The sequence below is a fragment of the Microbacterium sp. UBA3394 genome (genome assembly GCF_002358725.1).
Lineage (GTDB): Bacteria > Actinomycetota > Actinomycetes > Actinomycetales > Microbacteriaceae > Microbacterium > Microbacterium luteum.
In genome coordinates, this window is the sequence record NZ_DEPK01000092.1 from 1 (window position 1) to 11674 (window position 11674).

At 68.3% G+C, this 11674-nt stretch carries 12 protein-coding genes; 2 read left to right on the forward strand and 10 right to left on the reverse strand.

Translation table 11 applies throughout. The features are described from left to right. From secD to pdxS, 8 genes are all read right to left on the reverse strand, one after another. On the reverse strand, positions 1-1482 hold a 1482-nt coding region (gene secD, locus B4E30_RS05605; protein WP_286793904.1), incomplete at its 3' end, for a protein translocase subunit SecD. A gap of 37 nt (positions 1483-1519) precedes the next feature. Beyond that, positions 1520-1960, reverse strand: coding sequence for a preprotein translocase subunit YajC (locus tag B4E30_RS05610; protein WP_286793906.1), 441 nt, complete (start codon positions 1958-1960; stop codon positions 1520-1522). Positions 1961-2036: 76 nt separating this feature from the next. Beyond that, positions 2037-3077, reverse strand: a complete 1041-nt coding sequence (gene ruvB, locus B4E30_RS05615; protein ID WP_286793909.1) for a Holliday junction branch migration DNA helicase RuvB — start codon at positions 3075-3077, stop codon at positions 2037-2039. Further along, on the reverse strand, positions 3070-3690 hold the full coding sequence (gene ruvA / locus B4E30_RS05620; protein ID WP_071043470.1) for a Holliday junction branch migration protein RuvA: 621 nt from the start codon (positions 3688-3690) through the stop codon (positions 3070-3072). The genes ruvB and ruvA overlap by 8 nt, the downstream gene beginning before the upstream one ends. Positions 3691-3735: 45 nt before the next feature. Then, positions 3736-4299: a crossover junction endodeoxyribonuclease RuvC gene (ruvC, locus tag B4E30_RS05625; RefSeq protein WP_286793911.1), complete on the reverse strand. Its 564-nt coding sequence runs from the start codon at positions 4297-4299 to the stop codon at positions 3736-3738. Between the two features lie 51 nt (positions 4300-4350). After that, entirely contained in the window at positions 4351-5115 is a 765-nt protein-coding gene (locus B4E30_RS05630) for a YebC/PmpR family DNA-binding transcriptional regulator (protein WP_071043468.1), read from the reverse strand. 43 nt (positions 5116-5158) lie between these two features. After that, complete coding sequence (gene pdxT, locus B4E30_RS05635) at positions 5159-5791, reverse strand: pyridoxal 5'-phosphate synthase glutaminase subunit PdxT (protein ID WP_286793913.1); 633 nt, start codon at positions 5789-5791, stop codon at positions 5159-5161. After that, complete coding sequence (gene pdxS, locus B4E30_RS05640) at positions 5742-6629, reverse strand: pyridoxal 5'-phosphate synthase lyase subunit PdxS (protein ID WP_286793916.1); 888 nt, start codon at positions 6627-6629, stop codon at positions 5742-5744. Before pdxS ends, pdxT begins: the two co-directional genes overlap by 50 nt. A 115-nt stretch (positions 6630-6744) precedes the next feature. Here pdxS and B4E30_RS05645 point away from each other — a divergent pair, with 115 nt between their 5' ends. Beyond that, positions 6745-8082, forward strand: coding sequence for an aminotransferase class I/II-fold pyridoxal phosphate-dependent enzyme (locus B4E30_RS05645; RefSeq protein ID WP_286793917.1), 1338 nt, complete (start codon positions 6745-6747; stop codon positions 8080-8082). Between the two features lie 8 nt (positions 8083-8090). After that, positions 8091-8942 carry a pyridoxal kinase PdxY gene (pdxY, locus tag B4E30_RS05650; protein ID WP_286793919.1) on the forward strand — a complete coding sequence of 284 codons (852 nt, stop codon included), beginning with the start codon at positions 8091-8093 and terminating at the stop codon, positions 8940-8942. 3 nt (positions 8943-8945) lie between these two features. Here pdxY and B4E30_RS05655 read toward each other — a convergent pair whose 3' ends face one another. Together B4E30_RS05655 and thrS are read right to left on the reverse strand one after the other, a co-directional pair. Then, on the reverse strand, positions 8946-9497 hold the full coding sequence (locus B4E30_RS05655; RefSeq protein ID WP_286793921.1) for an HIT family protein: 552 nt from the start codon (positions 9495-9497) through the stop codon (positions 8946-8948). Continuing rightward, positions 9494-11431 carry a threonine--tRNA ligase gene (thrS, locus tag B4E30_RS05660; protein WP_414683186.1) on the reverse strand — a complete coding sequence of 646 codons (1938 nt, stop codon included), beginning with the start codon at positions 11429-11431 and terminating at the stop codon, positions 9494-9496. Before thrS ends, B4E30_RS05655 begins: the two co-directional genes overlap by 4 nt. Positions 11432-11674: the final 243 nt, after the last annotated feature.

Below are 11674 nucleotides of genomic sequence, written 5' to 3' on the forward strand. Positions count from 1 at the left end.
GCGGGCGAGCAGCTGCATCACCGGATGGGTGAACAGGATGAAGATGAGGATGTCGATCGCGGTCGTGAGTCCGAGGGTGAAGGCGAACCCCTTCACCGTGGCATCCGCCAGGACGTACAGCACGACCGCCGCGAGGATGTTGATCGACTTGGAGATGTAGATCGTCCGCTTGGCCCGCGACCATCCGTCTTCCACGGCCGAGGTGATCGATTTGCCGTCGCGGAGCTCGTCGCGGATGCGCTCGAAGTACACGATGAACGAGTCGGCGGTGAAACCGATCGCGACGATCAGACCGGCGACACCGGCCAGCGACAGCCGGAAACCCATACGCCACGCGAGGATGGCGAGCATGATGTAGGTGAGCACCGCCATGACACCGAGGCTCGCGATGATGACGAAGCCGAGCGTTCGGTAGACGATCAGCGAATAGACGGCCACGAGCCCGAGACCGATCAGTCCCGCGATGAGACCGGCTTGGAGCTGCTGCGTCCCGAGCGTGGCGGAGATCGTGTCGGAGCTGACGACCTCGAAGCTCAGCGGCAGCGCGCCGTACTTCAGCTGATCGGCGAGCACCTGGGCGCTCTCCTGCGTGAAATCACCGGTGATGCTCGGATTGCCGCCCAGGATGATGGAGTTCATCTGCGGGGCGGTGAGCACGTAGCCGTCGAGCACGAACGCGAACTGATCCAGCGGCGACGTCGCCCCGTACAGACGCTGGCTGATCTCGCCGAAGATCTGCGTGCCCTCGTCATCGAAGTCGAGATTCACGGCCCAGCGGTTGGTGGTCTGCTCCAGGCCGGAGGTCGCGTCGTCGATCGACGACCCGTCGAGCTCCACCGGTCCCAGGATGTACTTGATCGTATTGCCCGCGTCGCAGGTGATGAGGGGCTCATCGGCGGGAGCGTTCGCCGGATCGTTGGCGGGGTCGGCGCAGTCGTAAGCGAGGAACTCCGCCTGCAGCGCCGGTGTGATCCAGTTGGTGTCGCTGCCGTCGGTGGGCTCGATGCTCGGCGTCGCCTCGAGGGTCGGGTCCGGCGTCGGGTAGGGGGTCGCGTTGCCGTCCTCACCGACGTAGGTGTTGGGCGCCGATCCTGCGAACAGCACGGCGCGCAGCTGGAGCTGCGCCGACGCCTCGATGCGCTCACGCGTCTGCTCGTCGGCTTCGCCGGGAATCTGGACGACGATGTTCGTGCCGCCCTCGGTGGTGACGTCGGCCTCACCGACGCCCGACGCATCGACGCGTTGGCGGATGATGGTGACCGCCTGCTGCATCTGCTCGTCGGACGGAGCCACGCCGTCCTCGGTCTGGGCTTCGAGGACGATCTGCGTGCCGCCCTGCAGGTCGAGCGCCAGTTCCGGTGCCCACGAGCTCTGCTGGAAGACGTACACCCCCAGCGCGTTGATGCCGAAGAGGACGCCGGTGATCGCCAGCAGTCCGATGAGTGCGCGCCAGGCGTGCCGGACGGGGGTGGGTGTCGCCACGGAGGATCAGCTTTCTACAGAGCGGGCGGACGCGGATTCAGGCGTCGGGCTTGCTCTTGTCGTCGTTCTCGCGGGCCTCTCGCGCGTCGTCGCTCAGGGACGAGATCTCACCATCGGCGACGCCGTCGGCGTACTCCTCCTGGCTGGCCTCCGCCTCGAGGAACTCGTCTTCGGTGACGACGCCCTCGGTCGGGTTCACGACACGCAGGATGGCCTGGCTGTGCACCTTGATCTCCACGCCCGGCGCGATCTCGACCACCGCGGGCTGGTCGAGGTTGTCGCCGTCGAACGACACGATGGTGCCGTACAGGCCGCCCTGCATCAGCACCTCGGCACCCGGGACCGTCTGGCGCGCCTTCTCCTCCTGCTCGAGCTTCTGCTTCTGCATCCGCCGGCGGGAGCTCCAGAACATGAAGACGAGGAGCAGGACCAGGAGGATGATCAGGCCGTAGTTCGAGAAGAAGAGCGCGAAGTCCATGGGCGAGGCGATGCCTTTCGGTCGCGCGCGCGGACGCGCGGATCATCGGGGTGGGATGGGCCGGAGCCTCCAGAGATTATAGGTCATCGAATCTCAGGGCCGCCTCTGCGTGCGGCACGCCGAGGTGGGCGTAGGCCTCCGGGGTGGCGATGCGCCCGCGCGGTGTGCGCCCCATGAACCCGATGCGCACCAGATACGGCTCCACCACGGCCTCGATCGTATCCGCCTCCTCGCCCACGGTCACGGCGAGCGTGTTGAGCCCGACGGGACCGCCGCGGAATCGGCGCACCAGCGCATCCAGCACCGCACGGTCGAGGCGATCGAGCCCGATCGGATCGACGTCATACAGCTCGAGCGCCGCATCGACGTCGCGCACCCCCGCCTCGGTTCCGCGGCCGTGGACGATCAGGTAGTCACGCACCCGGCGCAGCAGCCGATTAGCGATGCGCGGTGTGCCGCGCGACCGGCGTGCGATCTCAGCGCGAGCCTGCGGCGGCAGCGCCACTTCCAGTGTGCGCGCGGAGCGCGCCACGACCTCTTCGAGTTCGCCGGCGTCGTAGAACTCCAGATGGGCGGTGAAGCCGAAGCGGTCCCGCAGCGGGTTCGGCAGGAGCCCCGACCGCGTCGTCGCCCCCACCAGCGTGAACGGAGCCAGATCGAGCGGGATGCTGGTCGCGCCGGCGCCCTTGCCGACCATGATGTCGATGCGGAAGTCCTCCATCGCGAGGTACAGCATCTCTTCGGCCGAACGCGCCATCCGATGGATCTCGTCGATGAACAGCACCTCGCCCGGCAGCAGACTCGACAGGAGCGCTGCCAGGTCGCCGGCGTGCTGGATCGCCGGTCCGCTGGAGAGCCGCAGGGCGCGGGAGCTCTCGTGGGCGACGATCATCGCGAGGGTGGTCTTGCCGAGCCCGGGCGGACCGGCCAGGAGGATGTGATCGGCGGGACGCTGCTGGATGCGGGCGGCTTCGAGGAGCAGCTGCAGCTGACCTCGGACCTTGTGCTGTCCGATGAATTCATCGAGCGAGGACGGACGCAGCGCCCCCTCGATCGCCAGCTCCGAATCGTCGGCGATCTGCGCATCGGCCACGCGCGGGTCGTTCTCCTCATCCATGCGCACGCTCCTTGCGCGCCGGGCCGAGCTCCGCCAGCGCGGCGCGCAGCAGTCCCGCCACGGTCGTCGCCTCCGTCTCCGTTCGCGCCGCCACGGCGGCCGTGGTCTCGGCAGCGAGGCGCTCCGGCCACCCCAGTCCGACGAGCGCTTCCACCACCTGTGCGGGCACGTCCAGGCCGGAGTCGCCGCTGCTCGCGCCGACGGCGGGCTTGGAGGGGGCGAGCTTTCCGGCCAGTTGCACCACGATCAGCTTGGCCGTCTTCGGTCCGATCCCCGAGACCCGGCGGAAGGGGGCATCGTCGTCGGCGGTGACGGCATCGGCGATCTGCGGCACGGTGAGCGTCGACAGCACGCCCAGGGCCGACTTGGGGCCGACGCCAGTGACGCTCAACAGCTGCGAGAAGACGATCAGCTCCTCGCGTTCGGTGAACCCGAACAGTGCGAGCGCATCCTCTCTCACGATGAGCGACGTGTGGAGCCGGAGTTCCTCCCCCACGCGCGCGGCACGCACGACCTGCGACGTGACGGCGACCTGGAACCCGACGCCACCCACCTCGATCACGACGCTGTCGGGTTCGGTGTGGAGCACGCGTCCGCGCAGAGAGGAGATCATGCGTCGAGCCTAGGGTCGGGTTCGGATCTATGTTCGAGCGACACGCTAGCGGCGGGTCGCTCGCTCCGCCTGCGACCACGCTCGCTGCGCCGGAGTGAGCGTTCCACCGGCGCGCGCGGGAGCAGTCATGGGCGACCCGCGCCAGGCGTGGCACAGCGCGAGGGCCAGCGCGTCCGCCGCGTCGGCGGGCTTGGGCAGATCGTCGAGGCGGAGCACCCGCGCCACCATGACCTGCACCTGGCGCTTGTCGGCCGAGCCGTACCCGGTGATGGCCGCCTTGACCTCGCTCGGAGTGTGGGTCGCCGCCGGCAGTCCGCTTTCCGCAGCGAGCATCAGGGCCACGCCGCTGGCCTGAGCGGTGCCCATCACGGTGCTGCGGTTGTTCTGGGCGAAGACCCGTTCCACGGCGACCACCGATGGGGCGTGCTCCCGGATCACCTCGCGGATGCCCCGTGCGATGGCGGCCAGGCGCACCTCGATGGGCGCGTCCGTCGACGACCGCACGACGCCGACGTGAACGAGGGAAGCAGAGCGATCCGGTGCGACGTCGACGACACCGATCCCGCAGCGGGTCAGGCCCGGGTCGATGCCGAGAACACGCAGTGTCACGCGATCACGCTAGGCGAGCATCCGCCTACGCGCCGGAAGGCGCGCCTGCCGTCACTCGTCGTCGTCCTCCTCGAGTTCGGCCTGGACCTCGGGGGTGAGGTCGACGTTGCTGAAGACGTTCTGCACGTCATCGCTGTCCTCGAGCGCGTCGATCAGACGGAAGACCTTGCGCGCGGTGTCGGCGTCGACCTCGACCTTCAGGTTCGGCACGAACTCCACGTCGGCCGATTCGTAATCGATGCCGGCATCCTGCAGGGCCTTCCGCACGGCGACGACATCGGAGGCCTCGGTGAGGACCTCGAAGCCCTTCGGGTGCGACTCGACCTCCTCTGCTCCCGCGTCGAGGACGGCGAGCATGACGTCATCTTCCGTGGTGCCCTCGTCCGAGACGACGATGACGCCCTTGCGCGTGAAGTTGTAGGCGACGCTTCCCGGGTCGGCGAGCGTTCCGTTGTTGCGGGTGAGCGCGGTGCGCACCTCCGCCGCCGCGCGGTTCTTGTTGTCGGTCAGACACTCGACCATGAGGGCGACCCCGTGCGGCCCGTATGCCTCGTACATGATCGTCTGGTACTCGACGGCATCCCCGCCGATGCCGGCACCGCGCTTGATGGCGCGATCGATGTTGTCGTTGGGGACCGACGTCTTCTTCGCCTTCTGCACGGCGTCGTACAGCGTCGGATTGCCTGCGAGATCCGCACCGCCGATCTTGGCGGCGACCTCGATGTTCTTGATGAGCTTGGCGAACGACTTCGCACGTCGGGCGTCGATGACGGCCTTCTTGTGCTTGGTCGTCGCCCACTTGGAGTGGCCGGACATGCCCTCCAGTCTATCGAGGGCGGACGCCCGCGCCGCGCCGACGTCAGGCGGCGCGCACCAGCGACAGGAACAGCTCGTGGAATCGCCGCTCTCCCGAGACCTCGGGATGGAAGGCGGTGCCGATCGCGTTGCCTTGGCGCACGGCGACGATTCCCCCGTCGTCCAGCTCTGCGAGCACCTCCACACCCGGCCCCGTCGACACCACGAGAGGGGCGCGGATGAAGGCGGCGTCGACGGGCGGTCCGCCGAACGTCGGCACCGCCACCGAAGCCTCGAAGGACTCGACCTGTCCGCCGAAGGCGTTTCGCCTCACGGTGACGTCGAGCCCACCGAACGTGCGCTGCCCCTCGATCCCGTCCTCCAGGCGATCGGCCAGCAGAATCAGTCCGGCACAGGTCCCGTAAACCGGAAGGCCGGCCGCGATCGCACGCGAGAGCGGCTCCGCCACACCGAACCCGCGCGCCAGCTTGTCGATGACGGTGGATTCCCCGCCGGGAAGCACCAGCCCGTCGACGGCGAGCAGCTCATCGGGCCGGCGAATCGACACGACCTCGGCACCGAGACTTCGCAGGACGCGCTCGTGCTCGCGCACGTCGCCCTGCAGCGCGAGGATGCCGACGCGAGGGCTACCAGCCACGCTCGGCGAGGCGGTGCGGTGCGGGAAGGTCGGCGACATTGATGCCCACCATGGCGTCGCCGAGCCCGCGCGAGACATCGGCGATGACCTTCGGGTCGTCGTAGAAGGTCGTGGCCTTGACGATCGCCGCCGCTCGCTCCGCGGGATTGCCGGACTTGAAGATGCCGGAGCCGACGAAGACGCCGTCCGCACCCATCTGCATCATCATCGCGGCGTCCGCGGGTGTCGCCACTCCCCCGGCGACGAAGAGCACCACGGGCAGTGCGCCGGTCTCGGCGACCTCGGCGACGAGTTCGTACGGCGCCTGCAGGTCTTTGGCCGCCACATAGAGCTCGTCGCGGGTCATCGAGCGCAGGGCATTGATCTCCGAGGTGATCTTGCGAATGTGCTTGGTCGCCTCCGAGACGTCTCCGGTGCCGGCCTCGCCCTTGGAACGGATCATCGCGGCGCCCTCGTTGATGCGGCGCAGCGCCTCCCCGAGATTCGTCGCGCCGCACACGAACGGCACCGTGAAGCGCCACTTGTCGATGTGGTTGACGTAGTCGGCCGGCGAGAGCACCTCGGATTCGTCGATGTAGTCGACGCCGAGCTCCTGCAGCACCTGTGCTTCGACGAAGTGGCCGATGCGGGCCTTGGCCATGACCGGGATCGACACCGACCCGATGATGTCGTCGATGAGGTCGGGGTCGCTCATCCTCGCGACACCGCCCTGCGCGCGGATATCGGCGGGAACGCGCTCGAGCGCCATGACGGCGACCGCGCCGGCGTCCTCGGCGATCTTGGCCTGATCCGCCGTGACGACGTCCATGATGACGCCGCCCTTCAGCATCTCCGCGAGTCCGCGTTTCACACGGTCTGATCCGGTTGCATTCGTCATCACGGTCGTCCCTTCGACATGCCGCCCGCTGCGACGCAGACAAGACAGGATTTTGATCTAGGCCAAACGATAGCATTGTCGGGTTCGGGCCCTCGAACACGAGAGGATCGACCTCATGCACGCTCACATCGTCGGCGCGACCGCGAGCGAGATCGCGGACAGCGTGCGATCCGCGATCGAAAGCGGTGTTCTTCCGCCCGGCGCGACCCTCCCGCCCGTTCGGTCGCTCGCGGCCGACCTCGGCGTCAACCGCAACACGGTCGTGGCCGCCTACCGGCACCTGGCCCAGTCCGGTCTGGTCATCGCACGCGGGCGCGGTGGCACGCGCGTGACCGCTCGCCGCCTCGTCGCACAGGAAGGCTTCGCGCCCGACAGTGCTCTGCGCGACGTCGGCACCGGGAACCCCGATCCCGCGCGCATTCCCGATCCTTCCCGCGCGCTCACCCGGGCCGCCGGGCGACCCGTGCTCTACGGCGAACCGGTCATCGATCCCGGACTGGAGTCGTGGGCCGACGCGTGGATGTCGGACGCGACGTGCGCCGCCCGATCGCGGCTCACGATCACCAGCGGCGCCGCCGACGCCGTCGAGCGAATCCTCGCCCAGGCGCTCACCCGCGACGACGCCGTCGGCTTGGAGGATCCCTGCTTTCTCACGAGCATCCACACCGCGCGGCTGGGAGGCTATCGACCGATCGCGATCGCCTGCGACGACTCCGGGATGACCGTCGACGGACTGCGCGCCGCGATCGCCGAGGGCGCACGAGCCATCATCTGCACCCCCCGCGCGCAGAACCCCTCCGGCGCCAGCCTCACCGCCGAGCGCGCCGATCAGCTGCGCGAAGTGCTCGCCGACCACCCCTACCTGCTGGTGATCGAGGACGACCACTTCTCGATGCTGTCCCGCCGCACCTTCCACTCGGTCGTCCCGTCCGGTCACCACCGGTGGGCTCTCGTGCGGTCGGTCTCGAAGTTCCTCGGCCCGGACATGTGTCTGGCGGTGACCTCCTCCGACCCCGAGACCGCGTCTCGGCTCGCTCTTCGCCTGACCCCCGGCACCACCTGGGTCAGCCACCTGCTGCAACGACTCGTGCACGCCCTCATGATCGATCCGGAGGTTCATGCCGCCATCGCGGACGCCGCGGAGCACTACGCCGCGCGCAACGCCGCGTTCGTCACGCGGCTCGCCTCGCGGGGCATCGACGCGACCGAGCCGGACGGACTCAATCTCTGGGTCGACGTCGGAGTTCCCGCGGCCGAGGTCACGATCCACCTCATGCGTCGCGGCTGGCTCGCCAGGGCCGGGGACGACTTCGTGCTGTCCCCCGCCTCGCGTCCGTCCCAGCGGCTGCGGCTCACCGTCCACGAGCTGGACGACCGCGACGCGGATCGTCTCGCAGGCGACATCGCCGACGCCGTCGAGGGCGTGCGGGGCCTCGCCGACGGGGTGGCATGATCGGACGGGTGAAGATCCTCTCCATCCAGTCCGCGGTCGCGTACGGCCACGTCGGCAACTCCGCCGCCGTCTTCCCGCTTCAGCGCATCGGAGTGGAGGTGCTGCCGGTCTACACCGTGAACTTCTCCAACCACACCGGCTACGGCGCGTGGCGGGGGCCGCTCATCAGCCCGGATGACGTGCGCGATGTCATCCTCGGAATCGAAGAGCGCGGCGCCTTCGGAGACATCGACGTCGTGCTCTCCGGCTACCAGGGCGGGGAAGGCATCGCCGATGTGATCCTCGACACGGTCACGCGCGTGAAGGCCGCGAATCCGTCGGCGATCTACGCGTGCGATCCGGTGATGGGCAATGCCCGGAGCGGATGCTTCGTCGCGCCCGCCATCCCCGTCCTGCTCCGGGAGCGGGTCGTGCCGGCAGCCGACATCATCACTCCGAATCAGTTCGAGCTGGGATTCCTGACCGGCACCCAACCCGACGACCTCGACTCCACGCTCGCGGCCGCCGACGCCGCGCGCGAGATGGGGCCGCGTACCGTGCTCGTCACGAGCGTCGAGCGGCCGGACAGCCCTCAGGACACGATCGAGATGCTCGCTGTCACCGACGACGGTGCGTGGATCGTGCAGACACCGCGGATCCCGATGAAGGCGAACGGATCCGGCGACGTCACCGCCGCACTCTTCACCGCGCACCTGAACAGGTCGGACGATGCGGCGGACGCTCTCGCACGAACGACCTCCAGCGTCTTCGCGCTGCTGGCGATGACCCACGAGTCCGGGCAGCGGGAGCTGCAGCTGGTGCAGGCGCAGGACCACTACGCCGCCCCGCAGATGCAGTTCGACGTTCAGCGCGTGCGCTGAGTCCTACGCCGGCCAGGCCGCACTCACTGCCGCGCGCACCTCGCCGAGCAGCTGGGGCAGGGCCTTGGTGCGCCCGATGATCGGGAAGAAGTTCGCGTCGGCACGCCACCGCGGCACGATGTGCTGGTGAAGGTGCTCATCCACGCCGGCACCCGCGACCGCCCCCTGGTTCATTCCGAGATTGAACCCGTCGCACCGGCTAACCTCGCGGAGAACCCGCATGCCGATCTGCGTGAGTTCCCCGATCTCGGCGACCTCGTCAGCGCTCGCCTGATCGTAGGTGGCCACGTGACGGTACGGGCAGACCAGAAGATGACCAGAGTTGTAAGGGAAGAGGTTCAGCAGCACGTAGGCCGTCTTGCCCCGAGCGACGATCAGCCCGTCCTCGTCGGATCTCTCCGGGGCGGCACAGAAGGGACAATCATCCCGCAGCACCTGGGGACCGGCCTGGATGTACGCCATCCGGTGCGGCGTCCAGAGGCGCTGAAAGGCGTCGGGAACGCCGGCGAGCGAGGCCGCGTCGACGCTGTCGCCCGGTTCACCGGCGTGGGTCACGCCAGATCCTCCGCGGTGTTGACCAGCGCCTTGTCCCGGATCGACGCGATGATGCGCTCGACCGCGACATCGACCGGTATCGCGTTCTCCTGGGTGCCGTCGCGGAAGCGGAACGAGACGGCGTTCGCGGCGCGGTCCTGCTCGCCCGCGATCAGCTGCAGCGGCACCTTCTGCGCCGTGTGCGTGCGGATCTTCTTCTGCATCCGGTCATCGGATCGATCGACCTCGGCACGGACGCCGGCTGCCCGCAGGCGCGCGACGATCTGCTCGAGGTGCTCGGCGTACTCCTCGGCCACCGGGATGCCGACCACCTGCACCGGAGCCAGCCACACCGGGAACGCGCCCGCGTAGTGCTCGAGGAGGATGGCGAAGAAGCGTTCGATCGATCCGAACAGTGCCCGATGGATCATGATCGGGCGGTGCTTCTCGCCGTCGGGACCGGTGTATTCCAGACCGAAGCGCTCCGGCAGGTTCGGATCGACCTGCACGGTCGACAGCTGCCACGTGCGTCCGATGGCGTCGCGTGTCTTGAGGTCGATCTTCGGGCCGTAGAACGCGGCCTCCCCCGGGACCTCGGTGAGCTTGAGTCCGCTGGCCACCGCCACGTTGCGCAGGGCGTTCGTCGAGTACTCCCAGAACTCGTCGGTGCCGATCCACTTCGACTTCTCGTCGTCGCGCATGGAGAGCTCGAGTTCGAAGTCGTCCAGGCCGAAATCGCGCAGCATCGAGATGACGAACTCCAACACCCGGGTCGCTTCGGACTCGAGCTGCTCCGGAGTCACGAACAGATGGGAGTCGTCCTGTGTGAAGCCGCGCACGCGGGTGAGGCCGTGAAGGGCGCCGGAGAGTTCGTTGCGGTACACGGTGCCGTTCTCGGCGAGCCTCATCGGCAGGTCGCGGTAACTGCGCGCACGTTCCCGAAAGATCAGGATGTGCATCGGGCAGTTCATGGGCTTGAGGTAGTAGTCCTGGCCCTTCTTCGTCACGGTGCCGTCGGGGGCGTGCTCCTCGTCCATCACGATCGGCGGGAACATCCCGTCCTTATAGGTGACGAGGTGGTTGGAGGTGAGGAAGAGGTCTTCCTTCGCGATGTGCGGGGTGTACACGTAGGTGTACCCTCCCTCGACGTGACGGCGGCGCGCGTGCTGCTCCATCTCGCCGCGGATGATGCCGCCCTTGGGGTGCCACACCGACAGTCCCGACCCGATCTCGTCGGGGAACGAGAAGAGATCCAGATCCTTGCCGAGCTTGCGGTGGTCGCGCTTGGCGGCTTCCTCCAGACGAGCCTGGTATGCCCGCAGGTCGTCCTTGGTCGGCCACGCGGTGCCGTAGATGCGCTGCAGCTGCGGGTTCTTCTCACTCCCTCGCCAATAGGCGCCCGCCACGCGCTGGAGCGCCCAACCGTTTCCGATGATGCGCGTGCTCGGCACGTGCGGACCGCGGCAGAGGTCCTTCCAGACGGTGACGCCGTCGCGGTCGACGTTGTCGTAGATGGTCAGCTCCCCCGCCCCCACCTCGACCCCGGCGCCTTCCGCCGCCTCGTGACCCGACGCGGTGCCGCCCTTCAGCCCGATGAGCTGGAGCTTGAACGGCTCGTCCACCAGTTCGACCCGGGCCTCCTCGTCCGACACGACGCGGCGGGTGAACCGCTGGCCCTCGCGGACGATGCGCTGCATCTCCCTCTCGATGGCCTTGAGATCCTCGGGCGTGAACGGCTTGTCGACGCCGAAGTCGTAGTAGAAGCCGTCGGTGACGGGCGGGCCGATCCCCAGGTCGGCCTGCGGGCGGATGCGCTGGACGGCCTGGGCGAGGACATGCGCCGTCGAGTGGCGGAGGATGTCGAGTCCCTCAGGGCTCGTGACCTCGACGGGCTCGACCTCGTCGGTGGACTCGACCGTCGCGGCGAGATCTCTCAGCTCGCCGTTCACGCGCATGGCGATGACGGCACGATCGGGGAACAGCGCGAAGCCGTCGGCGGGGTACGACACATCCGACGGAAGGGCAACGTCAGTCACAGGGAACACTCCAGAAAATGGCTCGTGTCCAGGCTACCGTCCGCGCCGGCGGAAACCGTCGCCCGCGCGGCGACGGGCGTGAGCGCCACAACGGACATCTCACAACGAAAAGAAAAACCCCCGGTCGAACCGGGGGTTGTGGTGCGCGATACTGGGATCGAA

Bases quoted from the DNA above. Each gene is read 5' to 3' on its own strand.
- ruvA (WP_071043470.1), bottom strand. From the start codon at position 3,690: ATGATCTCCTCTCTGCGCGGACGCGTGCTCCACACCGAACCCGACAGC.
- pdxS (WP_286793916.1), bottom strand. From the start codon at position 6,629: ATGACGAATGCAACCGGATCAGACCGTGTGAAACGCGGACTCGCGGAG.
- B4E30_RS05645 (WP_286793917.1), top strand. From the start codon at position 6,745: ATGCACGCTCACATCGTCGGCGCGACCGCGAGCGAGATCGCGGACAGC.
- B4E30_RS05630 (WP_071043468.1), bottom strand. From the start codon at position 5,115: ATGTCCGGCCACTCCAAGTGGGCGACGACCAAGCACAAGAAGGCCGTC.
- ruvB (WP_286793909.1), bottom strand. From the start codon at position 3,077: ATGGATGAGGAGAACGACCCGCGCGTGGCCGATGCGCAGATCGCCGAC.
- thrS (WP_414683186.1), bottom strand. From the start codon at position 11,431: ATGCGCGTGAACGGCGAGCTGAGAGATCTCGCCGCGACGGTCGAGTCC.
- pdxT (WP_286793913.1), bottom strand. From the start codon at position 5,791: ATGTCGCCGACCTTCCCGCACCGCACCGCCTCGCCGAGCGTGGCTGGT.
- B4E30_RS05610 (WP_286793906.1), bottom strand. From the start codon at position 1,960: ATGGACTTCGCGCTCTTCTTCTCGAACTACGGCCTGATCATCCTCCTG.